This is a genomic window from Aeromonas sp. RU39B, from assembly GCF_900156095.1.
GTDB lineage: Bacteria > Pseudomonadota > Gammaproteobacteria > Enterobacterales > Aeromonadaceae > Aeromonas.
The window spans coordinates 1-24,748 of sequence record NZ_FTMJ01000008.1; the positions used below are offsets into that span (position 1 = coordinate 1).

Genomic DNA, 24,748 nt, shown 5'->3' on the forward strand with positions numbered 1-24,748 from the left:
GGCCGTCCAACGTTTGATTTCTTCGTCCATCGTGATGCTCATGTCTGTTATCTCCATTCATTATGACCTGAGCAGGATTTCAGTGGGTCATTACAAACCAGCCCACACTGTATAATGCAGTACGCGCAGCGCTGGACGAGTAGACCAAGAAGCCACTGAGTGAAGAAACGCTCAGTGTCGAGAAAGAGCACGGTCGCATCGATGGCAGCGAGTACCATGTGTTACCAGCCGGAGCACTATCAGAGCAATTTCCACAGTGGAAAGCACTGAAGAGTGTTGGTGTCGCAATATCCTATCGAATTGAAAATATGGAAAAAATTTCGATGGAGTTTCGCTACTTCATCAGCTCGGCTGAACTGACACCAGAGCAGTTTGCCTCAGCGGTACGAGGGCACTGGGCAATTGAAAATAGCCTGCACTGGGTTCTGGATGTCGTGATGAATGAGGATGCCTGCCAGATATATCGAGGTGATGCCCCTCAGATATTGGCCTGTGCACGACACATGGCGCAAGACATGCTGCGAGCCGAAACCAGCCGTAAGGCAAGCTTGCGGAAGAAGCAGCAATTTGCGGGCATGAGTAGCCCATATCTGGAAGAGGTACTGGATGCAGGTTAGCTAAACCGGCATCAATTTAACAATATATTCACGCTCTCGCCACAGTTATAGTGCAAACACCAATCATAAGATCTGCTAATGTTTAATGACTTGAATTAATTTTACTTATAAATAGGCTGGTGATATTAATTGATGGCTTAAACCAGAGGCATGCTTTGTATAAAGCACATAATAGTTAATCTCCAATGGAGAGTTAGCATCATTTGTGTTTCCCAACAAACTGGTGAAGAGTTCTATTGAGATACTCTTTGATGATAATATCTATTTAAGTGTAAATATAATTAAGATGCCATTTTTTATATCAGTAGCAATGTACTAAACTTCATTAGGGGAAAGTATGTTAAACAAAGATATAGCCAGTCATGAAATGGGACTGGGGAAATACTCCTGGCCGCAGGTAATAAGATGGCTCTTAATTTCTTTAGTTATCTATGCAATAGGTAGTGTATTAATAGCTAATCCATTCTCAATTTTTGTTGACCGCTACACACCAGTTGATTACTCAAGAATAATGTATTTCCATGGGCTGTCAGTCGGTCTTGCCGGTCTTACAGCCTTAATTGTAAGTCAAACTTACAATGTAGATGACAAGCTTAAACGTATAATTTTTTATTGCACTGTTGCGACAGTATTTTTTGGCATTACAGGTGGGGCAATAAACCGCTCAATGGAATTTACCAAGCTAATGCTATGGTATCAAATACTTGCATTTATTTCTCTTGATGTGATTTTGTTTGTAATGACATTTGGAATAATAGTGCTGAAAGACCGTGAGATTAGAAAATCATGCACTCACTATTTAGCCATAGCTGCATCATGTACTGCGGTAACTGCTGCGCTCATTGGTGACTTAGCTGGTTTCATTTTGGACTTTGGTGACGTGCTAGGTGCCTTTAGTTGGTACGCAGGTAAGATTGGATATACGTTGCCAGAGTGGCAAGATAGCCTACTTCGATCTCACTCTGATATGATTGTTGTCGCCGTTATTAGTCTAATCCTTTCCATCATAAGCAAAAAATATGGTCGAAACTTAATCGGTGTTGCATTAAAGCTGAAACTCCTTGGTGAATGGATGACAATCATTGGCTTGGTGCTGCTTGTCATCATTCTTGTTGTTTCAGGCTTTGGGGGTTCTGACTTACAGATCCCCCACATATTTACTGAAAAAGGATTTTTTGCCCTTCGTGGTCACAGTGTAGCGGGGATTGACCTCGCAGATTTTGTGATAGGCACCTTTATACTACATGGTGGTCTTGTCGTTGTTGGTGCAATATTGTTTGGAAATAAGGACACAGGCAATGAACTGACTAAGTCTGCCAAATATACCTTGGGCGGTATTTTCCTCACCTGGGGCTGCATACTGTTAACTGTTGCAGGCATGGGGTTCTTGGAGGAGTATAGAGCCGACCTTTATAACTCGGCCAAGGATGTACCGCTAGGAGACTTTGGCTTCGCGTTTAGAATGCTGCATCTTGATGTCAGTCTGATGCTATTCCCAGCGATTATGGTTGTCATGCTATTTGCACAGCATCTTTTAAAAGATAGCCATAATAAAACAATCCAGTTGTTGCTACGCATAGCGGTTGTGTTCTGTACAATCGGCTCACTAGTGTACATGGTTTTGAACCCAGCTCCTTTTGGTCCTGGATATTGGGTAGTGGCTGTTGGCGTTGTATTTGTAATTTCAGCTATGATTTATTTCTTCATTCATAGTGATAGTCGTGAGAAAGAAAAATTCAGTCAGTAGGACTTAATCAAGACAAGCATACCGCCGACAATGGCGGTATGCTCTAATGATTATCTGGTGCTATTTATCTAGTTTGTAGCAACAACATTACTCTTGAAGTTCATCGTTGCTCCCATACATGCAAGTGATATTAGAAAAATGCCAACCCATTGATAGAGGGTTAGCAGTTCATCCAAGATCACCATTCCTGCTAATGCACTAACTGCGGGTGATGCACTCATCAGAACACCAAATATGCTCTTGGGTACATACTTTAATGCAAAACTATCTAGTACCAGTGGAAGTGCTGTAGACATAATCGCAATTGTGCATCCAATAGTAAAAACATCTGTATTTATTTTTTCTATAACGCCACTATTGATGCCAAGTGGAACGATAAACATAGATGCAACAATAAGACCAAGTGAGAAGCCTTGACTTCCAAAGGAAGCGATCTTACTACCTGAACTAACGTACAGCCCCCAGAAAAGTGCAGATGCCCCCACATACACAACACCAAGAAGCTCTATAGACGTATTATTACCGCCAATAGGAAGAAGTGTTAGCCCGGTCACTGCAAACAAAATGGAAATTAAGTCTTTGGGTTGACGAGAGCTGAGCAGTGTAACAGCCAATGGGCCAATAACTTCCATTGAAATAGCAATACCTACAGGCATGTATTTGAAAGCCATATATATAAATAAATTCATTAAACCTAGTGTTACTCCAAAAAAGAGTATATTTACAAGTTCAGAGCAGTTACATCTTATTCTCCACGGTTTGGTGAAACAGCATAGTATTATTGCAGCGATTCCCACTCTGAGTGCAGACATTCCTTCTGGGCCTATAGTGGAAAATGCAGTCTTTGCTAAGGCCGCTCCAGTTTGTAGGGATATAATAGATAGAAGAGCGGCTCCGATTGGTAAGTATTGTGTGTGACGCATTTATATTAATTCCATGTTAGACATACAACACAAATTTATCAGATATCGACTTTTAGAATGATGCAAAGATAACCATAAATGGTATGATGTGCGCACGATAACTCCAATAAATCACTGAATTTGAATGAAAGCGTCAAAATTTATCACTGATACGATTGATAGACGGATCCTGGAGTTACTCCAACGTAATGCCAGAATGACTGTTGCTGAAATTGCCGAACAAGTTGGCTTGTCACCAACACCATGCGGTAGAAGAATCAAACAGCTTGAAGATGCAGGAATCATTGAGGGATATACGGCTAAGATATCGGAAGAAGCGTTAGGGCTAGGCATCTGCGTATTTGTATCAATTAAACTATCATTGCAGACACCAGAGGGACACTCTCAATTTCTAGATGCAATTAGAATGCGACCTGAAATCACAGAATGCATGATGGTTACTGGGGATAGTGATTATATGATCCGCCTATGGGTAAAGGATATCCCCTCACTTGCAGAGTTTATCCCGTCAGTGTTACAAGCAATACCATGTGTATCTGAAACATCAACTACTTTAATCTTGAAAAATATTGATGGGTTGAATTCCCTTACTTAACGTAGCATTCTTAATGCAATATGTATCTGCCAGCAATTACTCTGCATTTTAAAAAATACGGACATAACTTAGGGTTATGTCCGTTTGATTTGTGATGTTAACAACGTTATTAGTATGATGTTAGCTATGTTGGAATCTTTTTTTTGGCACTTGAACTCCAGGCTACTACTGCTCCTGTAACCACCAAAATAATCCCAGCGACAATAGGTATCTTCATATCCTTTTCAATTAAAATTCCAGCAATAGCTGTACCTGCCGAACCAGCAGAGATCTTCATTGCAGCCACCCACAAAAACACCTGTCCTTTTCCTTGTGCTGGAGCATATTCTGTTCGAGCAATTAGTGTTGCTGCAAAGAAGTATGAGTTGAGGATACCTGTGCACAAAAAAGCGATAGCAGAAGCAACTATAGAGGAGCAACTGATAATCGCAAACAACCCCCCACATATATAGATGGAGTAAGTTATCATGAGCTTGTCTGGATCACCGTAGAGTGGCTTCCTCATTATAAATACAGAGCCAGCCAAGTTACCGATCCCATATGCAGCTGTTAATACAGCTGCACTTGCTGCATGCTCACCTAATAAAGAGCTAACTTTTACCGCAGTTATTGGTAGTGCAGAAACAGCAAATGCAACTAGCATAGTCAAATATAGCGTCTGTCTAAGTCGAATATCTTTCAACATCACGCATATGATAGCCCATGTACTAGGAACCTTACTCAGATCCCCTCCATGTTGAGGGGGGGAGTAAGGTAACCTCATTATCAGAATCGCAGCTAAGATGGTTGAAATAGCCAGGCTGATAACAGCTATAGCAGGGGATGCATAAGCTGACATCCCCGCAACTATGGATGGCCCAATAGTCCCTCCAATGCCATATGACGCCACATCCCAGCCTTGGGAACGCCTTTGTAATTGCTGTGTTTCCCCAGCAACAGTCGATAGCCGACTACTAATTCCCCCTGTTAGTAATGGCCCACAGATACCAGCAATTGAAAATAATACTCCACTAAGAATCCATGATATATGCCCATAGCTTAATGCAGCAATTGTCATTACAACTGCATACACAAGGCATGCCAATGCAATCACTTTTCGCCCATCATCTGATGTATCAATTTTCCTGGCAACAAAGGGGCCAAGAAAGTGAGGGGCAGTGATACAGGCACCAAGAATGCCTGTAATCGCTCCTGATGCTCCATTTGACATGGCTAATAGGACAACACCGACAACCGCACCACCATCAGCGGCTCTCGCTAATGATGCAGCCAATACATAGTTTAAAAGCCCACGTACATTTTCAACTTCAGTAGATTTTCTTTGAAGCATATTGAATGACTTCATCAAGATAGGCTCAATGTACGAATTAACGACATTATCCTTTCTCGTTCATCACCTTGAATGGAATACAAAGGTAAGGGTAGACTAGGTGCCGAAACCAACCCCATCTCCTCCGCTATAGCTGCCACTACTCTTAAGCTTCCACCATTGTCTTTAAATGAATTCCATAGAGCTGTTAGGTTATCAGAAAGCTGAATAGCTAAAGCTGCATCGCCAGTACGCGCTGCTTTAGTAAGTGCCAAAGCTACATTGGGGAATATTCCACCAATTACAGAATACCAAATTTCACATCCGGCATTTAACCCAGTTGCAGCAAGAGCATCACCACTAATTCCAATTGTTACATGATTAGGTATTTTATCTCGTAGTCTCAATATCCTTTCTGATGCAGCTTTAGCATCTGTTGGGACTCCTGGGATTTTAATTGATGCAACATTAGGTAGATGAGCAATTCGTCCATGTAGTTCATCACTGAACGTAAAGTTGGTTGTACTAGGGTTGTCATAAACAACCAGGGGGACTGACAGATTGCAAGTTACTGTCTCATATAGACCAAAAACTTCATCATCTGTCAGCTTTTGATATGAGACTGGGGACAGTAGAACCCCCTTAGCTCCAGATCTTTGAGCATCTTCTGCCAACCTGAGAACATCATCAGTTCTCAAAGCGCCGATGCCAACAATGACAGGAATACCCGCTGCATTTTTGACTGCAAGGGAAGCAACCTTGGCTCTTTCCTCACGGCTGAGGTAGACATAGCTTCCTGTAGAACCCAGTGCTCCAATCGAGTCAACATTGGCTTGAGCTAATCGCTCTATCAGCTGGATATAGGCCCTGTCATCGATGCCATGATGGTTGACGGGCGTCAGGGGAAAAGCACTTAGTCCTGAGAACATCTCTCTTGCTCCTTCGTTGTGGATGAACGTTGTTCATAGTTCCCATATAATACTAAGACAATAACAATCTTTGGCATAGGACAAAATGAAGATCAAAGGTAAAACTGCATTAGAGATCTCTGATTGCATCCGAGAACTGGTCTTATGTGGGGAGATTGCACCAGGTGAAACGTTGCCTCCAGTGCGGGAACTTGCTGAAATACTTGGAGTTAATAGGAACACAGTATCTTCCGCATACCAACGACTGGTGAAAGCCAATGTAGCTACAACACAAGGCCGACTAGGCACGATTGTTAGTGAACCAAGAAAGGTTGGAGAGGTTGAAGGACTGACCCCCTCTTCATCGCTTGTAGATCTGGCTGATGGAAACCCGAATCCTGATTGGTTACCCAATCTACAGGAGGTATCTCCAGGATGTTTTCCTAAGGCTGTACTCTATGGAGAGAAAACCGTCATCCCAGAGCTGCTTGAGTTTGGTAGAAGGTGGTTTACTGAGGATTGTCCTTCTGAGTTTGAGCTTGAGTTGACCTACGGTGCTGTCGATGCAGTCGAAAGATTGGCAAACGCTCACTTAGTGTCGGGTGACAAGATTGCAGTCGAAGAACCATGTTTCCTTGGCACAATCAATGCGTTCAGACTGTCTGGCATGCAAATGCTGGGGGTTGAACTTGATGAGCATGGGATGAAGCCTGATGCTCTTGAACACGCTCTAAGTAATGGAGCCAGAGCCGTCCTCATTACTCCCCGTGCGCAAAACCCAACAGGATGCAGCTTAAGTAGACAACGAGCGTTAGAGATCAAGGCTGTACTATCATCGTATCCCAATGTACTAGTTATCATTGATGATCACTTTGCTCTTCTTTCGGAGACGCCGTACTTTTCCATTTTGCCATCCACAACAATATCTTGGGTTGTTATACGCTCTCTTTCAAAAGCACTAGGGCCGGATCTCAGATTGGCCATTGTGGCTTGTGATCAAACCACTGCTGGGCAGTTGAGAACAAGGCTTGCTCCTGGGGTAAATTGGGTGAGCCATATTATACAAAGGATTGCTTGGTCTTTGCTGTCATCAACAGAGATTGAGAAATCGTTGCATGACACCTGTATCAAATACTCTACCTTACGTAAGGGATTGATATGCGCATTGCAAGAGAATGATGTTTTCACCCCAAATATTCAGGATGGATTAAATGTCTGGATTCCACTTGATGTAGACTCAAACAATGTTGCCTATGAAATGGCAAAGAGAGGATGGTTAATCCGGCGTGGTTCTGCATTTGATATTCAAAAGAAAACTCATGCAATCCGAGTCACTATCTCAAAGCTAGATACTGTTAAAATAAAAAAAATTGCTGGTGATTTAAGAATGAGTATTGATGCTGTAAGAGTGAAATGACCACTAAGTAATAAGCAGCAATACTGTCTGGCAGTATGAATTGATAACAATTCAACCTCCTTCTAAGATGAAGGAGGTTGAACAGTCTACTAAAGCTATATTGGTTTAGGCTTTAGCTTCAACGTATGTAAATTCAATTTGCGCATCTGGCATCATTTTCTTGAGACCAGAGATGAGTTCATCACTGGCAGCCTGTAAGGCTTCAAGCGGCATTTCTGGCAGACTTTCTAAAATGAACCACATCTTTTTTGCATGTTCATCAAGTCGAGTTCTTACACCTTGACGCCAATTCCATCTACGGCAGGTTACCCCAGTTTCATCTCTCCAAATGACTTCACCTTTCTCTGGTGGCTCATTTGCTGGCTGACCTGATTTAACTGTATCAAATGCTTCTGTACCTTCAGCAATTGTTAGGTGTGGTATCCCTACATATGCTTCGTAGTTTTCACCACCCACAGGAATTGCATATTTAATGCTGATGGCATTATAGAGATCAACGATAGGATCTGCACTTGTGATCCCACCATCCTTTAGGACTCGATTACGTAAAGCCTCCGCAGAGCATGGCGTTCTTTTCGGTTTTGCGCCAAACTTCTTGAATGCCTCTCCCCATGCAGCAAGGTGCGCTTCGGCCCAAGTAGGATTATTCTCATGCACACATTTATATGAGTCTAAAAGTGCCTGAGTCGCTACATCAGAATCAATTATCTCTGATGCCAAGACAGTTATGCTTATAGCTCTAAACCCAGGGGCAATCTCAAATATCTTTGGACTAATCAAAGGTATAACTGACATGCAATGCCTCCATCTATCATTTCTTCTTCAACCCTCTCATATTATACTCTTCCTGAGCATTACCAAAATCAATAAGCTTAGAGTAAATCACCCTCCAATTCACTTTCAATTCATTGATTTTTTCTGTAATGAACTTTTGAATACTCAATCTCTTATCTCCAAGATTGCAGAGAGGCTGACGTTATCGAATGACCAATATATTGCATAAAAGTATTCATAAGCTCAAATGATTAAAACTAAGCTGTCATTAGTCAAACTTATTAAGTTTAGTTGGCATTGCTCAACCTAGTACCTAAACATCATCAAGATTTTGATTAAGTAATTGAAACCAAAGGGATTTATTTACGCATAAGCTTTTCTTATTTTTCATGATTTCGATTCATTATTCTTATACTTGGAGGGCAGCTATAGTGATTACACCATATCAACTAAAAGGGGATAAACTATGGTTCTTAAAATTAACTTTCCTTCGGGTAAAACGGTAACTCTCACAAGATATACCGATAGCATTATTAATGCTCTTAGACAGGTTGGGATATCTTATTCATTAGAAAAAAACATCCCGCCAGCTAATAGATCAAACAAATAGCCACACTCAGTTTGTCACTAAAAATACTATTCATAGTTTGAAACGATATCAGACCTATGGCACAAGGGCTTGCTCGACAAACAGCCTAGCTGTAATGGTGGGCCCCAGCCTGGTCACTCCCGAGATGCACATGACCTAGCATGCAATCTGGATTGAATGAACCGTACCGGTTGATGAGTGAAGACCTAATCATACTGATGATGGCTTTAAAGAGCTGGTCAAATAACTGGGGTGTATGCACCACCAGTGGTGCAAGCTGTGAAAATGTGTAGTAGCCACCGCAACGATAGGCTGGTTTGTTGTCGTTGTGAGTCGAAGGCACTCTTGAGGTCAAACTACACTTTGTGTACTGTTAGTTGATGACGGGATCTAACGCGATATTCAGGTTTTAAATAGACCAAGATAGGTTATGGGATTTTTATAAATGAACCATATTTTCGTCTTAAATCATCAATATCTCTAATTACCTTGTTTTTCTTCTCTTCTAGATTTTTTATATCTTTTGACCTTTCTTTTAGCAACTGTTCAAACATTACTTTAGCCTGCTCTCTTGATTTAATCTCCACGATGCTTGCCAAGTCTTTGGATCTTTCTGTTAGAGCACTCTCTCGTTCTTGCAATGAGGTGAAGCTATCATTCAGATTTTTCTGTATAAGGTCTAACGAGGCAGACCGCCTACGCACTTCCACCTCTCCGGCATCAAGCCGAGCCTCTTTGGATTTAATTGTTCTAGTTATATCATCCACTTGTGTATGAAACTCTAACTTTAGTTCATCTAACTTAATAAGTTCATCTAGTAAGTCTTGCTTTCTATCAATTTCATCTTGTATATGATAGAGACGACTTTTAAATTCAGCTTCAAGAGTTCTATATCGGTCTTGTAAGATAATGATACTCTCTTCTGCCTTCGAGATAGATATATTTTTATCTCTTATTATTTCATCCCACTTTTTAAGAATTGAACTTGCGTTATTTTCTGAATGCCGAGCCTGTTCAATTACTCGTTGCAGGTTGCTTAGTTCTGATTGATACGTAGTTTTTACTGCATTGTACTCTTCACTGAGTCTATTAATATCAGATTGATGTTTTTTACTTAAGGATGAATACTCAGACTGTAAAACTATTAACTCACGTCTATTATGAGTGTGCATCATTTCGGAGAAGTTGCCTACAGGAGATACTGATAGCCATTTTTTAGGGCAGCGTTTAAGATAACCCCTAATATCTTCCTTTGAGATCGTCTCTCCTTTCACTCGAAATCCACTCAGATCAAGTTCAACGCAGGTTGCATTCACCTTTTTTAATTCTTTAATTTTCCCTCGACCACAAAAGTGCGTAACTGCAATTTCGATGAGAACCTTCTCTCCCTCGATGAACCCAATAACATCAGGTATAACTCTGCCCTCATAAACCTCACATACCATCTCATCAAAGGCTATATTTTTATGTATTGGATTTATAGTTCCAATAGGCAGTAACAACTGCCTATCCGTTGCTAAAACCTCTTTAGCCAGGATATGTATTTCTGTTTCAGGCTTCCAGGTACAGGAGTTCTGTTCGATTGAATTAGGCTCATGAGCAAAATAATGGGCTTTAATTGGCCCTTTCATTGCCCAGACAGCTCCCTGACAACCAATGCATGTGCAATTGCATGCTTTTCCACTCACAACGTCTTTGACATCAACTATATGGCCGCTGTCATCAAGAGCACGAGTCATCAGGATTCTTGCCATCTCTATCCTACCCACAAATGGATCTATGTATCAAAGCGCATTAGTTTATTCAGTTAAATTGGATGCTTTAACTACATCAGTAGTTACAACACTTTCATGAAAAATCATACACTTACATTTGATTGTTTTGAACTTCGTCAAGTTCCAATTGGATTTAGATGTATGACCACTCCCCAGGTGAGCTCATTGGGCTTTAGAGGATGCGTAGGAGCGGGCTGGTAATCAGGGGGGGGGGGGATGGATGCAGTACGGTGGAAGGCTCTGAAATTGATACCAAAGGAAGGGCGCACGAAAGTAGCGTAAAAAAGACACCGGTTTGAGGTCGGTGTCTTGTGATAATTAGAACCTCACAAGTCATTTCTGCTTATAGTCTAAATCTTGACTGTCCAGAATTGCTTCCAACGCCTCTGCTAATCCTGGATCTGAAAGTACTGTTCCTGCTGGAATCGGCCGCTTAGCTATCAGACACCCATCATTGTTGAAAGACAAACTCGGGTTAGATTGATTGAGCAGGTTTGAGATAACTTCCCGATTCAACTCACTCAATATTGTTGCTACCAAATTAGTAGTCCCTATCTCCATAGATACAACTGGTAATTTCTCGATGTTTCTCAATGCGTCATTTTGAGCCTTTAGCGAACGGACTTGGCCAATGAATATCATCATTTTATGCTGAAGAACTGGATCACTAATTTTTGCTAGATCTTGTTCATCAATTTGGATTACTCCATTATCAATTGTCTCAGTAATCTTAACCTTCTTCGCCGCCAGAACCTCTATCCAAGCATCGATTAAAATGGGATAAGGATTTTGGCCATTACGTTTGTTGTAAATAGTTCTAGTCGAGATCTTATACCCTTGTGTTCCTAATATTTTTACTACAGATGCGGCAGAAGGCGTTGAACCCTGTTTTACCAGCTTTGCACAGACCTCATGGATATTCGCAAGCATTTTCCTTTGGTCTGCTTTTCTATTTTTTGATAATTCCTGATACAAATCCTCTACTTGGCTAATTGTTACGGGTGTCATTGATCATTTTCCTTGTGCAGAATCTGACTAGATAACTGTAGTCTTGCCATTTCACGCGGCATACTAGGGGTAAAGCCAAGCTCTTCTAGGGTCACACTACCTGATTGCAATGCTACTATTTCATCTCCTGTAGCTCTAGTTACAAGGAGTTTTGCCAGGCTATCTGCAACTCTCCGTTTTTCATCTATTGTCAGCGGTAGCATCATGAGCGGCTTATATCCGTTGTTTAGAAGGATAATATTCATCACCTCATCACGTTCTCGCTCATAGTTTTCATCACGGTCATTGATATAAATTCTGCTTGCCTGAACAACGAGATCTAGTGTTTTGAAATTGCTAGGTGACTCAGCATATTCTATATCGAAGTGGCTTTGTGAGTGCACAACAAGATCAATCCCCCCTTCAGGACTTCCATCTGGTATCTGACGAATTTTACTGATGAGATTATGAGTCGCATGAAGCGAACGGATCAGAGTATCTGTTTCATTACTAAGGCGCTCAATTATTGAGTGTAATTTGTTAATATCAGTCCTCAATTTTGCATCAGGCTTTTCTCCAGCCTTCACGGCGATTCTTAAATTAACCTGAAGTTTATTCACATTTTCTGTGGCATCTTGAGTTGCCTTTATCTTTTTCTCTATCTCAAGTAGTAATTTGTTTCCGTGTACTATCAACTCCATTTTCCAAGGAGAACCGGTGATGAAATGACGGCAATTAATACAGTCTTTATCTGAAACCGCTCCATAAGTATTAGTTTTCCCATTTTTACGAATAACTTCTCCACCATCGTAACACCTCGTACCACCGTATGGGCAAATTCCTAGATGGGTTGCATTCCAAATACCGACAATGGCAGTACAATTTCTGCTTAATGCGATTGCAGCATCTTCACTATTGTATGCTGCATATTTTTTCACCTCATCCCACGAAGAACTCTTAATCCACCGAGCAAAGTCCTCCTGTTCCCTTAGCAGGATATTGTGACTGGCCTCATTCAGTATTTCTGTGACGTGAGCTACCGAATGTTTTATGTAATAGAGGGTCATGGTCAAGCTTTTGTGCCCAGCAACAAGCTTACTAAGCACATCAATTGGAACCCCTTGTTCTGCCAGTGAGGTTAGTCCCGCAACCCTTAATCCATGAGGTGTAAAGAATACTAATTGGGGTTGTCCAACCTCATTCCAATTAAGAACAAGTTGGATATCCAGTCCCTCTTCATTAAGCTGTTTTTCCAGTTCAGCCATTGCCAGATTCCAATACTGAACTAGAGAACGCTCAGTTGGAGGGACCATGCTAGTTGCAGCACTTCGTTTCGAGTTTATGCCCGAACGGAAAAGATAAAAACGGTCAGGAATACTATCTGCGATAGCCTGATTGGCTGTTTGAGGAAATACAGAATCTGGAATTTCTCTGGCAGAGACAGGATTGTAACACGGATTATACTTTTCCTGCCATGCTCTTAACTCTGTTGCCAGACGGATTATTTCGGGATGCTTCCAAGGAATTTCATAACCAGAAAATTCACTAAACCCCACATCTTTGTCTGCTGTTTTATTGGAGTTTATGTAAAGAACCAGATTCTGGTCACTCTCTTCAAATGAGCGAGATTCTCTCAGTAAACCACGGTCATAAACTCTAGCTTTAGGATCATTTTTCCAAAAATTAGCGGTACTTGATTTATTTGCAATCCATTTATTTAACTCTGGTGAGAATTGCTTAGTATCGCCCTCTCCAGAATCACACCGTAGCAACTGGATACGCCGAACTGGAATTTCTAACATCATCAGGTAGATATATGTAACTGAAGGCAACCAGAGAGGCTCACCTAGTTCGTTTGTTAAATGGTCACTATATTCACTACTTAATGTTTTTGGCCATGCATAATCTTCTCCTGAGAGCAAATCCCTTAACCTCATTCTAAGCCATAATGGCATAACCTCCTTGGTAGAAGATCCTGGCACATCCAAATCACTTTTATGCGAATTAAAAAAAGATTTAAGTGCTTGCGGACGAACTAATGGGTATGCGGCAGAAAATTTATCACCATTTTCTTCGGTGTCAGATAAATAGGTTTCGATAAACCAGTTGGAAAAATTCGTGTTGTATCTTACAAAATCGCAGAGAGCAGCCTCACTGGAAAATAATTTTTCATGAAACTTTGCTTCCGACCATGCTATGAAATCTACTGGTGGTTGTGAGCTAAAGAACTCTTCTGGCGATGGTATTTGGGTGCCAAAATAGACATCTTCCAAGAAGATACGAAATCGATGAAATGCAGTATGATAAGTTTTTAGCGTATAGTTACGAGTTGATTCAATATAGTGGTTCCAACGCTCAACCCATGAAACAAGATGCTCAGGCGGCTTAGCCAGAAGATCCTCGCCTTTGTTGACTTTATCTGAGCGTTTTACGTGAATCGCCTTAGAGAAGTTATACCCTTCTACCATTAAAGTTAGTAGTTGAGCTACCCCCTTTAAACCTGCTTTATCATGAATGCTTAGATCATTAATATACCGGTCACCGTCGGCGGTTCTTATAGGAGCTAAAAACTCCTCCCAGTCCTCCATAGTGACGTCATTAAGGTATTCCCTTTCCATCAGAAAAAGAAGTTCACTCGCAGCAGTGATAATATTATTGACGAGAGTGGCTCTTGCTCGCTCGCTTTTTGGGCTATTAGCAACCCCATGAGAGGCTATATCCTTTTCAAGCCTATCTACTATTGACTTTGGGACAAGTAGCCTTCTTAAATTTTTGGGCATGTACGACTGCCCATATCTAGCGTAAAAAAATTCAGACGTTACCATCCATTTACACGTTTTGTAGTTTTTTATCAAACGCTCAAAAGCATTTTCAGCCTCTCTTGAAACCTTGGATGCAGCAAAAGGAGAAATGATCATATCAGATAGGGTTATTTCATCATTTTGTTCAATTGCGTTGCCATTTCTTACACTGATACCGCGCAATTTCATTTGACCATTCCTATATTGTTTAGTTGTGAGCTAAGTGTGTAACTGGCCAAGATCTTCTGAACCTTATCTGGCGGTAGTTTTTTGTATACTTCTTGGGCATCAATGGTTCGATGGTGCATTACATTCTGAATTATCTTGGGCTCAACTCCAGCTTCGGCCATTACATGTCCAACGTGGTGCCGTAACGCATGCGGATTGAGTCCATAATCTCGACCACGCGGCAACTTACGCCCAAGTTTTTTCTCCAACCGCCCTAGAGCCCTCTCAAAAGATTTATCGAATGCAGCCATTGAGTAAGGAGCACCTCGATAGCTGATGCTTGCCCCACGATCTTCACCATTAGATACAAATAAAAATGGATGTTCGGTTCCGTGATTAGCCTTGTAGCTCTCCATTAGTAATGGACGATAACGGTTCATGTAGAGCAAATACATTTCCCAAAACAAGAACGAGTACGACTCATGTATGAAATAAACAGGCGCTGACAGCGTTTTTTTATCTACGGCCAGAGATTTCCAGGTAGCATGGTGACTTTTGCTAGCACTACTCCGATTTCTAGGTAACATTGTCCTCTGTGCCAAGTACTGTTCTCTGGTTTGTTTGTTGCTTCTAAAGCCTGTTTGTGCGCCTGATGGATGAAATAAGGTAACTGTGCATCCTTTCGCTGGTTCAGGCATGACATCATTAAACCAGAGATGAAATGGCTCCCCTTTTCGAAGCCCACCGCCCGCAAGCAATATAGTGATCATTTTGGCCGTCATGTCCTCTCGTTCAAATGGATCAGTTGCATGAGGATCACGAATGAAGCCGTGTGTTATTAGCTGAGGAATTAGCTCTGAAGGGAAGTCGTTGACAGTTCGAATGTTACCTATCGATTCTCGGGGATCATTACCCAATTCCATACCAAAAAAATGTCTCGCTTTATCCAACCCTTCCGCCAGCATTTTGACGTCCTTGGTGTGATATAGCATGGATTTACTGGCTATTTTGCTAGCTGTCAGCAGCCTTCTTAGGCTAGGTGGGACTTCTTCTAAATATCGAAGGAAAACCGGATCCTCTTTCCTGCTGGTTTCATCTTTCCAAGCGATAAACCTAGTTATGCTAGAGCACATCTTTTTTTGCACAGAAAGCGAACTAGGGGCCCAATAAAGACCAGTCTTGTCTTGAAAGGTCTCTCTATCAATTGTGCCGTTAAGAAGAGATAGCGAGAATCGACGGAAAAGCTCTTGTCTTGATAAACCTAAACTGGCAACAGCAACGGAGAAATCATATAGCAGGCCCAGCGCTCTAGATGTTTGTCTGGCCCACGACAAGCTAGTATTCGGTCGAGCTTTGAGGTACTCAACGAGAGGCCAGAAAACAGAAAGCCCGTTTGGAGTAATCAAGTATAACATTGGTAGCTTCATGGTTGAGACATCAGCCAACTTCTGGATGACCACAACATGAGACCTACCTATAGGAGAATTCTCTTTCAACCTCAAAGCAACCACCATTTAACATGACATTCCATGTGTTAACTTGATGGTAAGATCTGTTAGGGGGTTGGTCAAATCAATAATCTATAAAATTTTGTTGATTTACGAGATTTATCAGCCTATCATCCGCACCATAAAGCGCTTAGTAGTAACCTGTGGTAACCTAAGTAAAGGGGTTAGAAGAGCAACGGCCTTCTAAGCCGTGGGTCACAGGTTCGAATCCTGTAGGGCGTGCCATTACAATCTGCTGTAAACTCAATGCCTTGGGTGATGTATTCTGGCCTGTGAAAAACGGGTGAAGCCCAAGGGAATCGTCAAAGTTGGCCACGTTTGGCCAACCAAAATGGCGAGAATTGAGATTCAAAAGAGTGCAATGGTGGCTATAGCTCAGTTGGTAGAGTCCCGGATTGTGATTCCGGTTGTCGTGGGTTCGAGTCCCATTAGCCACCCCATTATCTCTGCCGCGCGTCGTCGCGTGCGGCATCACTTCTTGGCGGAAGTGGCGAAATTGGTAGACGCACCAGATTTAGGTTCTGGCGCCCTAGGCGTGTGGGTTCAAGTCCCACCTTCCGCACCATGAAAAACAAACCCGGTACCACGCAAGTGGCACCGGGTTTTTTGTTTTAGTCCCCGCATATTCAGATGCCTTGGCACCGAGGCACTCAAGGTCACCATGGCTGAGTCGCTGCTAGACAACTCGAATCTTAAGGTGCTCTATCGCAAGTTGGCGATGGCGCTGCATCCCGACTGGGAGCAGGTTCTGGCTCGGCGGGAAGAGAAGACCTGGATCATGGGTGAGCTCAGCCTTGCCTGGGAAAATCGGGATCTTTTTACTCTGTTGCAGCTGGCCCACAGCTATTTGCCCGAGGCCGACAACCTGCTCAGTGAAGAAAATCTGGCTGCCATCAACCCAGCACTCTGGCAGAAGAAACGTGATCTCGAAATCTGCCTCTACCGTGGCCATGAGGGCGTCATGGGGGGCTGTCTTGCGTAAGTTCAAACAGGGCTCGAAAAAGAAGACTGAGCTTGCGTTCGAGGAGCACCAGCGGTATTTAAAGCGCGATATCAAGCAGCTGCATGCACAGCTTGCCACCATTACAACCCTGCAGACTCTCAAGCCTTATCTGGCCGAGCGCCAGCAGGCTATCTGGGACTGTGCACCAAGCTTTGATGAGATCTTCTTTCGATAAGTACGGTCACTCCTGTATGGTGCCTATCGCATCACAGACTCTAACTACACCTGAGAAGGAGAACGCCTTGGCCAATCAAGCCCCCCATTCTTCTGAACTGATTGATATTGCCGAAATTAAAGTACAAAGCGGTGAGGCCAGCTTTGCCAAGGGGATGAAGCTGGCCATTCAGGGCGCGGTGCAGCTGCTTGGCCAGGATGGCGATAGCATCACAGCCAACGTGCAAGGCGGCCATCTCTATCAGGTCAGGCTGGATTTGGGACGGTCGCTCGTGAGCCACTGCAACTGTCCCGCGGCTGACTATCAGACGCTGTGCAAACACGGGGTCGCCACCGCGCTGGCCTTCAATATGCAACTGAGCGGTGTGCGGGAGGAAAAGGGGACGTTGGCGAAGGTGCCCGATGAGCGGGCAAGGCTGCGCGATTACTTCGAGCGACAAGAAAAACCGGCGTTGATCGAGGTGCTGCTCGATGAACTAAGGCATGATCACAAGCGCTGGAGCTTCTGGTTGAGGAAAGTGGACCTGAGTGGACAGGATATCTCTCCTGCCAAACTGAAGAGTCTTATCAACAAAGCGCTGCCCAAGCGGGATGTGTGGGAGAGGCAGGCGGTGCGCGACTACTTTAGTGACGCCACCGAGCTGTTTGAGGATATCTGGGAGGGGGTCGATACCCTGCCCCTCGAGCCCCAATGGCAGCTGACCTATTACGTTCTCGAGCGCCTTAATGCGGTTCTGCTACATATCGATGACTCCGATGGCGAGCGCTTCGAGCTGGAGGCGACACTTTGCGAGCGTCTCCCCCCGCTCTTTATCCGTTTGCCCTGGCCAGAGAGTGACAAGGTCGATTGGCTCTTTACACATCTGCTAGAGCAGCCGCTGGATATCTTCCCCGAAGAGGAAGCATTCGGCGATCTTGTCCAAAGCCCGGCCTTTCTGGCTCGCTGCGAGCAAAAGCTCGCCAGCTTACAGGCGGTGCGAGAGCCGGACCATGAGTATAACTGGGCGCTGCGACGTTATGCCCGTCCCTTGCTGGATGCGGCCAGGGCCATAGGCGACTGGCGGCACGAGCTGACATTGCTGGCCAGTATTGCCAGCACCAGTCGAGATTGGCTCGATCTCTGCACATTGTGCTGCGAGCATGATGAGCCGCTGGAGGGGGAGTTTTGGTTCACCAAGGCACGCAAGCAGGCAGACTCCTCCTACGAGAAAAATGCCTGTGATGAGGCCGAAATTGCACTCGCGATCGCTCTTGGTGAGAAGGGACGGGCATGGCGTATCGCTCGCACACGGTTTGAGCAATCCCCCTTTTTTGACGGATTCCAGCGTCTGCGGCAGTTGCAACAGCAATTGGCTTGGCAGGACGAGACTTTGTTGCCTTGGGTCGAGCAGTGCTTCAAGGAGCAGGCTGCGATCAGGCAACCGTTCAATTTAGTCACGTCTCAGGATTCGCTGGTGCGCTTTTATCTCGATCAGGATCGGGTGCAGGATGCCTGCGACTGGGTAGCTACGCACAAGATAAGTCCGGAGTTATTGCTCACCTTGGCTGACAAGATTGTTTCGGACAACCCGTTGCTGGCCATCAGTTATACCTTCCGGGTCGCCGTCAGCTACGTGGAAACCGGTCAGAACTATGGCTATGAGCAAGCGCTGGCAGCGCTGCGAAAGCGAGCGTTGTCACTGGGGGATGACAAGGCGCTACAGGAAAACTTTAACCTGCAGCTTGGTGTCTTGGCCACCGAACATAAACGCAAGCGCAACTTTATGAAGCTGGTGAATCAGCATTTTTCCTCCCGCTTCTGAGTCTCGGCGCTTGGACTGCTTTTCTGGCCGCCTTCTGTCTGCTGGTTCGCAAGCGAACGAGTCAGCACGGCGGCCACGAAGAGGCTGGCATGTCTGCCTAACTTGTCGCAATTTAAACCGCACAACGTCAAACACTGGAGTCTGATCGGATTGACCCATCTACAGATGCTGCTATCTGCTACTGACGTGAATGTCATTGCGCGACTGCTGCGATCCACTGAATTTACGAGAAGCGCCTTCATTTTGGGCGGCAAAGATGTCACTTGTTAGCAGACAGATCTGTCGTCTCCCAAGCTGTCTGATAACGGGAACTTCGTCTTCCGCCAGCTAGTATGACCACTCCCTTTTGTGGGGGCCTTGTTGAACAGACACATATTCGAGTTATTTCTGGTAGATAAATCAGAGGATTTCTCTGTGCCGATTCATGTTCAAACACAGGATTGGGCCCTTCAAGCGAGTATGTTGAGTTTCACCAGAGAAATATGCTTTTCATTTCAATGCGGGGTTTGCAGGTCAGAATTGCCATAACAAGGGGTCGCCACAGAAAACGGAAAATAAAGCATGCTACGCGTGCGCAGAGGCAGGAATCCAACGGTATAGCGTAGGAACGGACACGCCGAGATTCTTGGCCACATCCTTGGGGGGCACTCCGCTGGCCAGTAGCTTCTTGGCTGACTCGATCTTGCTGTCGGTCATTTTCGGCTTGCGACCACCTTTACGACCGAGTTGCTTGGCAACGTCTAGCCCTGCCCGGGTTCGTTCGACGATCAAGTCTCGTTCCATCTCCGCGAGGCTTGCCATGACATGAAAAAAGAATCGGCCCGACGGCGTGCCGGTATCGATAGAATCGGTGAGGCTCTTGAACTGGACGTTTTGTTTGTGCAGAGCGCTGACCAGCTCTACCAGTTGTTTGACTGACCGGCCCAATCTATCCAGCTTCCAAACAACCAATGTGTCACCCTCACGCAGCATGTCGAGTGCCTTGCCCAAACCGGGCCGATCAGCACGACTACCACTGATAGTGTCTTCGAAAACCTTTTGGCATCCCGCTTTTGTCAACGCGTCTAGCTGAAGCTCCAGGTTCTGAACTTGTGTCGAGACGCGCGCATAGCCGATCAACATGATTCATCTCTCGCTTGATCTGCATTTTGGAGCACGTCGGACAACTGTTTGAGCAGTTCTGGCAGCCATTCCTGAATTGTGTTCCAGACAATATCGAGGTTAATGTCAAAATAGCCATGAGCCATTCGGTTCCGCATATTCCGCATGCTGCGCCACGGCACCTCGTTGTGCGCTTGGGTAAACGCGGTATAGCCATCCATTATCTTTGTGGCAGCCTCACCGATGATGATAAGGCTCATGATGACAGCTTGCTGAGTCCGCTTGTCAGCTAAGAAGTCTTCTTTGGCCAACCCCTCCACGAAACTGCGCGCATCGATTGCAGCCTGTTGTATGTGATCGAGATAATCGGGCAGTCGGTTCTCGTTCATACCGGCTTGGCCTCCGCAAGCACTTTGGCTCGGAACTTCAGTGGAAGATCGTCAGGGGTCAGCAAATCAACGTCAACACCGAGCAGTGATTTCAGTTCGTCCTCCAAATCCCCCAAATCTAACAGCGTTGCACCAGGTAGCGCATCGACCAGCAGGTCGAGGTCACTACCATCTAGGTCGGTGCCATACAGCACTGAACCAAAGACTCGCGGATTGGCAACACGGAAACGGCTTGCCGTCTCACGAATAATGTTTCGTTTGAGATCGAGCGCAACGGATGGCCTCATAATGGGTATCGCCTTATCAAAACTCGTTGAAATGATAGGAAACTGAGAATAATGTTTCAAGAATGATTTTCGAGAATCATAACCCCTTGATCTGCTGTTGTACCCGAGACCTCTTGGCGTTGCTCTTACATCAGTCAATTTTGGGGACAGTTGCTCCCGCCCACGAACTCTTCTCAGCCATAGGCACTGATGTGGCATTGATACCTCCATGCTCTGGGCATGACCGCGATGGTTTCGCACTGCGTTGTTCCCCGGCGCAGCGGCGCTTGGGATATATGCGTTAAAACGCGACATGTGCAGATGACCAGTATCGAGCGATTGCTCAATGATGGATATGCTGGCGCCATCGATTGCGTTTTACGGAGCGCGTTATGACTCGCACCCCATCCCTGCTTATGTTAACCGCACTGCTGCTCTGGCCACTGGCCGGCATGGCTGACTGCACTTATCGGCCGGATAGTCTGGGCAATACCCGCTATCAGTGTGACAACGGACAAAGCGGCACCCTGCATCAAGACGCCCTGGGTAATGTGCGTGATAGCGGCACTGACACTACGTGGCGCAAAGATGCTCTTGGCCATCTTCGCAGCAGTGAAGGGGACGTTTATCGCAAGGATGCACTCGGTAATCTGCGTGGCAGTGACGGCACCACTTGGCGCACCGACAGCCTCGGTAACCTGCGCTCCTCCGAGGGCACGGTTTGCCGCAAAGATGCGTTGGGCACGCTTCGATGCGATGGCGACGAAGCGCCGCCGGTGGTGTTTGAGGGCGGTAAGGAGTAACTAACGATCTCTTCTCTTTCCATTCATCAGCGCCCTGACCGCAGTAGCTGTGGTCAGGGCGCTTTCACTACTCGCCTTGGCTCTCGACAATAGCCTTGAGTCTGGCGAAGGTTCTCATCTGCTCGTTGGCCGGCATATCCGGGTACTGCGGGTTGTAGGCATGCAACAGATAACCGCCCTGGCTATTTTTGTGGACTACCCGCAGCAGATATTGCGGCTGGCCGGTCTCGTCTTCCTGTTCGATAGCCATGACATTGCCAGTGATGGAGCCGGCGCTGGTGGCCGTGACAAGTTCCAGCAAGAGCAGATCGCCGTTTTGAATTGGATGCTTGCCACCATTCATCGAGTTGCCACTGGCACGAGCAAAAAAATGGCGAGCGGGATCGAGCCCCGACCACTGCTCACTCACGGCGACCATTTCAGCATCACTGCCATCGCCATCCTTGAAGTGCCCACAGGCAATCCTGAGATTAGGAAAATAGGGCAAAGTGGTCGTGGCCGATGCGTCGCCATCGTCAGGTGGATTGATTGCGGTTGTGACGGATTTCTCGCTATACGGGCGTGTGGTTTGCTTAAGCGAGCGTTTTTGATCGAGCGATACCACCTCTGCTGGCGCAGCGGTTTGCGGCGATGTTCCAGCTTGCAGCTTACGGTGTTGGTACTGTGCCAGACGCAAGTCCAGCAACTCTTGCACCATCTGATGCAGGGTCTCCACCTCGGTGTCTTGCACAGTAAAACGAGGGTAAAAACGATCATCCCTCACTTCAAACCAGTAATCGACCTTGCTACCGGCACTGCCACTGCTGCTGTGCTTGATCGGATTGCTCTTCCAGTAGGACAACCATGCCGCACTGTCCGCAGCCAGCAGGCGTTGCTGTGCAGGCAGGTCGATGTTGATAAGCGCTGGATGGCGGTCAAACAGATAGCGCGAGTGGCTGGCGAGGGCTGCCAGTGTGGGAGGTCGGCGCAGGCCATCGATCTCCAGCAGGGCCTGCAGCAGGATCAGCTTGAAGCTTTTAACCAAACTGGTGGTTTCGACCCCTTTTAGCAGGAAGTCGACATGCCGGTTGAGCGTGGCTTGTTGCACCTCTTCCAGATCACCTTCGCCGGCCAGCATCTTGAACCAGCCGCCATAGGGTTTGCTATCAAAAACATGTCCGTTTTTTTGTGCCTCTTCCCACACCTGCAGTGCGGTGGGACGAAACGGCTGCCCGTCTTTCAACGATCGATAGATATCCACCAATGCCGGTCGTTTTGGCTGGCGGATTTGCTCCAATATAGGGAGCAAGCGCGGGTCGATATTGATATGGCACCCTTCGACCAGTACGGGGGGGCCTCGGTGACCGTTTGTTCTGTCTTGGCTGCGAGTCAGTTGTTCTTGCAGTAGTGCCGGCTTGAACAGACAGGCTTTGTGATTACCAACCAGATCGATCACCACCAGTTGCTGCTTGCCCGGATGCAGGCGCAGACCACGGCCCAGTTGCTGCAAAAATACGATGCGCGATTCTGTGGGGCGTAGCATCAGCACGGTGTCGATGATCGGCAAATCGGTGCCTTCGTTAAACAGATCGACCGAGAAAATGATCTCCAGTTTACCGGCGGCCAGTTCATTGAGCGCGACCTGACGATCTGTGGCCGACCCCGCATATACTGCCGCAGCGCGAATGCAGGCATCACGGAAATAGGCGGCCATAAACTCGGCATGATGGGTCGAGATACAGAACGCCAAGGTGCAGTGCTGGCGCAGTTGCTGCCACTGTTTCAGCGCGTGGTCGGCACGCTTGCGTGTGGCAAAGGCATTTTCCAGTGCTGTGGGGTCAAATTTACCGTTGCGCCATGGCAGGGCCGCGTAGTCCACCGTGTCATCCAGAATGCCGTGATAGGTCAACGGCACCAGCATGCGCTGCTCAATGGCATCGGCCAGCCCGCGCTCAAACACCAGATTGCCGTCACACAGCGCCAGAATGTCGGTTCGGTCGGTACGGTTCGGGGTGGCGGTCAGACCGAGCAGAAACCGTGGCTGGAAGTGATCGAGCAGCCGGCGATAAGAGGGGGCTGCTGCATGGTGAAACTCGTCCACTACGATGTAATCAAAGTGGTCGGGCGCAAAGCGCAGCAGATGATTGGCTTTGCCAATGGTCTGAATCGAGGCAAACAGCCAGTCAGCCTCATCTTGCTGCTGCCCCAGATAAATAGCGGTTTGTGCATTCGGCGCCATCTGCTCGAAGGTGGCGCGCGCCTGATGGAGGATCTCCTCGCGGTGAGCGACGAACAATAAGCGAGCCGCCTGCATGTGGCGCACGTCAAAGGCAGAAAGCCAGGTCTTGCCAAGGCCGGTCGCCATGACGACGACGCCGCGCTTGTAACCCTGATCGCGGGCGGCTTGCAGTGCCTCAAGGGCTTCTTGTTGTACCGAATGCGGAATGGGTGTTTCGCGCAGTTGTTCGGCATCCGATTGCTGGTCACCGGTGATTGCGCGTAAGGCTTGCAAAGGGCTGGTGCGGTAACGGACCAGATAAGCGTCGATCCAGTTGTGAGTCAGTGGGACCACGCGTGGATCTTGCGCCAGGAGTGCCACCTGTGCGCTCAGTTGTTCCAGACTGGCCCGACAATCAGCCGAACTGTTTGCATCGACAGTCAGTGACCAGTTCCACTCCAGCGACTCGCACAATGCCGCTTTGGAGACATTGCTGGAGCCGACAAACGCCCGACCTTGCAGCGGCGCGTCTGCCTTGTGGTTGATAAATAGATAAGACTTGAGATGGAAACCTCGATTGCCCTGACTTTGGTAGATCAGCATGTTGCTGCGTGCCGGATCAAATTTGAGCAACTCGCGCAGGGCCACGGGCTCGGTAACATCCAGATAATCCGAGGTAATCACCTGCAGATAGGCGCCGCGTTCGACTGCAAGGTGCAGCGCATCGCGAAGCAGCATAAGCCCGCTCTGGCGGATAAACGACACGCACAAATCAATGCGACTGCCGGCACCGCACTGGTCGATAGCTTGCAGCAGGTGATCTAACAGGGGGTCTGTAAAGTGGAACCGGGTGTCGTTGGCGTGGCCCCCACCAACCAGATGCAATCCTGCCACG

The 24,748-nt window shown here is 46.1% G+C and carries 19 protein-coding genes, 2 tRNA genes and 1 pseudogene; 10 read left to right on the plus strand and 12 right to left on the minus strand.

Annotated elements, in window-relative coordinates; genetic code table 11:
- Window positions 1-95: 95 nt before the first annotated feature.
- Both BW958_RS20200 and BW958_RS11855 read left to right on the plus strand, forming a co-directional pair.
- Window positions 96-617 (plus strand): annotated as a pseudogene (locus tag BW958_RS20200) (ISAs1 family transposase); the annotation flags it as partial.
- A 337-nt stretch (window positions 618-954) separates the two neighbouring features.
- On the plus strand, window positions 955-2,364 hold the full coding sequence (locus tag BW958_RS11855) for a hypothetical protein (protein ID WP_076575961.1): 1,410 nt from the start codon (window positions 955-957) through the stop codon (window positions 2,362-2,364).
- A 68-nt stretch (window positions 2,365-2,432) separates the two neighbouring features.
- Here the strand turns inward: BW958_RS11855 and BW958_RS11860 are convergent, their stop codons facing one another.
- Window positions 2,433-3,287: an EamA family transporter gene (locus BW958_RS11860; protein WP_076575962.1), complete on the minus strand. Its 855-nt coding sequence runs from the start codon at window positions 3,285-3,287 to the stop codon at window positions 2,433-2,435.
- 124 nt (window positions 3,288-3,411) lie between these two features.
- Here BW958_RS11860 and BW958_RS11865 point away from each other — a divergent pair, with 124 nt between their 5' ends.
- Complete coding sequence (locus tag BW958_RS11865; protein WP_076575963.1) at window positions 3,412-3,882, plus strand: Lrp/AsnC family transcriptional regulator; 471 nt, start codon at window positions 3,412-3,414, stop codon at window positions 3,880-3,882.
- Between the two features lie 124 nt (window positions 3,883-4,006).
- Here BW958_RS11865 and BW958_RS11870 read toward each other — a convergent pair whose 3' ends face one another.
- Both BW958_RS11870 and BW958_RS11875 read right to left on the minus strand, forming a co-directional pair.
- Window positions 4,007-5,227 carry an MFS transporter gene (locus tag BW958_RS11870; protein WP_256701996.1) on the minus strand — a complete coding sequence of 407 codons (1,221 nt, stop codon included), beginning with the start codon at window positions 5,225-5,227 and terminating at the stop codon, window positions 4,007-4,009.
- Entirely contained in the window at window positions 5,227-6,120 is an 894-nt protein-coding gene (locus tag BW958_RS11875) for a dihydrodipicolinate synthase family protein (protein ID WP_076575964.1), read from the minus strand. Before BW958_RS11875 ends, BW958_RS11870 begins: the two co-directional genes overlap by 1 nt.
- 85 nt (window positions 6,121-6,205) lie before the next feature.
- Here BW958_RS11875 and ptsJ point away from each other — a divergent pair, with 85 nt between their 5' ends.
- Complete coding sequence (gene ptsJ / locus BW958_RS11880) at window positions 6,206-7,516, plus strand: MocR-like B6 salvage transcription factor PtsJ (protein WP_076575965.1); 1,311 nt, start codon at window positions 6,206-6,208, stop codon at window positions 7,514-7,516.
- Between the two features lie 105 nt (window positions 7,517-7,621).
- Here the strand turns inward: ptsJ and BW958_RS11885 are convergent, their stop codons facing one another.
- The 5 genes from BW958_RS11885 to BW958_RS11905 form a co-directional block, all read right to left on the minus strand.
- Window positions 7,622-8,311, minus strand: coding sequence for a B3/B4 domain-containing protein (locus BW958_RS11885; protein ID WP_076575966.1), 690 nt, complete (start codon window positions 8,309-8,311; stop codon window positions 7,622-7,624).
- Window positions 8,312-9,307: 996 nt separating this feature from the next.
- Window positions 9,308-10,633 carry a competence protein CoiA family protein gene (locus BW958_RS11890; RefSeq protein WP_143233078.1) on the minus strand — a complete coding sequence of 442 codons (1,326 nt, stop codon included), beginning with the start codon at window positions 10,631-10,633 and terminating at the stop codon, window positions 9,308-9,310.
- A gap of 354 nt (window positions 10,634-10,987) precedes the next feature.
- Window positions 10,988-11,662: a gamma-mobile-trio protein GmtX gene (gene gmtX, locus BW958_RS11895; protein WP_076575968.1), complete on the minus strand. Its 675-nt coding sequence runs from the start codon at window positions 11,660-11,662 to the stop codon at window positions 10,988-10,990.
- Window positions 11,659-14,631 (minus strand): VPA1269 family protein, encoded by a 2,973-nt coding sequence (locus BW958_RS11900; protein ID WP_076575969.1) that lies wholly within the window; start codon window positions 14,629-14,631, stop codon window positions 11,659-11,661. Before BW958_RS11900 ends, gmtX begins: the two co-directional genes overlap by 4 nt.
- Entirely contained in the window at window positions 14,628-16,025 is a 1,398-nt protein-coding gene (locus tag BW958_RS11905) for a tyrosine-type recombinase/integrase (RefSeq protein WP_179078851.1), read from the minus strand. Before BW958_RS11905 ends, BW958_RS11900 begins: the two co-directional genes overlap by 4 nt.
- A 457-nt stretch (window positions 16,026-16,482) precedes the next feature.
- Between BW958_RS11905 and BW958_RS11910 the strand changes: the two genes are divergently transcribed.
- The 5 genes from BW958_RS11910 (at window position 16,483) to BW958_RS11930 (ending at window position 19,097) form a co-directional block, all read left to right on the plus strand.
- Window positions 16,483-16,558: transfer RNA gene (locus BW958_RS11910), tRNA-His, on the plus strand.
- A gap of 41 nt (window positions 16,559-16,599) precedes the next feature.
- Window positions 16,600-16,683: transfer RNA gene (locus tag BW958_RS11915), tRNA-Leu, on the plus strand.
- Between the two features lie 96 nt (window positions 16,684-16,779).
- Window positions 16,780-17,100: a hypothetical protein gene (locus BW958_RS11920; RefSeq protein WP_076575970.1), complete on the plus strand. Its 321-nt coding sequence runs from the start codon at window positions 16,780-16,782 to the stop codon at window positions 17,098-17,100.
- A complete protein-coding gene (locus tag BW958_RS11925) occupies window positions 17,093-17,296 on the plus strand; it encodes a hypothetical protein (RefSeq protein ID WP_076575971.1) in 204 nt (67 codons plus the stop codon). Before BW958_RS11920 ends, BW958_RS11925 begins: the two co-directional genes overlap by 8 nt.
- A 67-nt stretch (window positions 17,297-17,363) precedes the next feature.
- The gene (locus tag BW958_RS11930) at window positions 17,364-19,097 is read left to right on the plus strand and encodes an SWIM zinc finger family protein (protein ID WP_076575972.1); all 1,734 of its coding nucleotides are present in this window, start codon (window positions 17,364-17,366) and stop codon (window positions 19,095-19,097) included.
- A gap of 564 nt (window positions 19,098-19,661) precedes the next feature.
- Here BW958_RS11930 and BW958_RS11935 read toward each other — a convergent pair.
- Genes BW958_RS11935 through BW958_RS11945 form a run of 3 tightly spaced genes read right to left on the minus strand, consistent with a single transcriptional unit; the run spans window position 19,662 to window position 20,874 of the window.
- The gene (locus tag BW958_RS11935) at window positions 19,662-20,219 is read right to left on the minus strand and encodes a recombinase family protein (protein ID WP_076575973.1); all 558 of its coding nucleotides are present in this window, start codon (window positions 20,217-20,219) and stop codon (window positions 19,662-19,664) included.
- Window positions 20,213-20,587 carry a HepT-like ribonuclease domain-containing protein gene (locus BW958_RS11940; RefSeq protein WP_076575974.1) on the minus strand — a complete coding sequence of 125 codons (375 nt, stop codon included), beginning with the start codon at window positions 20,585-20,587 and terminating at the stop codon, window positions 20,213-20,215. The genes BW958_RS11935 and BW958_RS11940 overlap by 7 nt, the downstream gene beginning before the upstream one ends.
- Window positions 20,584-20,874 (minus strand): nucleotidyltransferase family protein, encoded by a 291-nt coding sequence (locus tag BW958_RS11945; RefSeq protein WP_076575975.1) that lies wholly within the window; start codon window positions 20,872-20,874, stop codon window positions 20,584-20,586. The genes BW958_RS11940 and BW958_RS11945 overlap by 4 nt, the downstream gene beginning before the upstream one ends.
- A 371-nt stretch (window positions 20,875-21,245) precedes the next feature.
- On the opposite strand from BW958_RS11945, the gene BW958_RS11950 reads away from it, so the two are divergent.
- A complete protein-coding gene (locus tag BW958_RS11950; RefSeq protein WP_256701997.1) occupies window positions 21,246-21,656 on the plus strand; it encodes a hypothetical protein in 411 nt (136 codons plus the stop codon).
- Between the two features lie 67 nt (window positions 21,657-21,723).
- Here the strand turns inward: BW958_RS11950 and BW958_RS11955 are convergent, their stop codons facing one another.
- Window positions 21,724-24,747, minus strand: coding sequence for a DEAD/DEAH box helicase family protein (locus BW958_RS11955; RefSeq protein ID WP_076575976.1), 3,024 nt, complete (start codon window positions 24,745-24,747; stop codon window positions 21,724-21,726).
- Window position 24,748 lies beyond the last annotated feature (1 nt).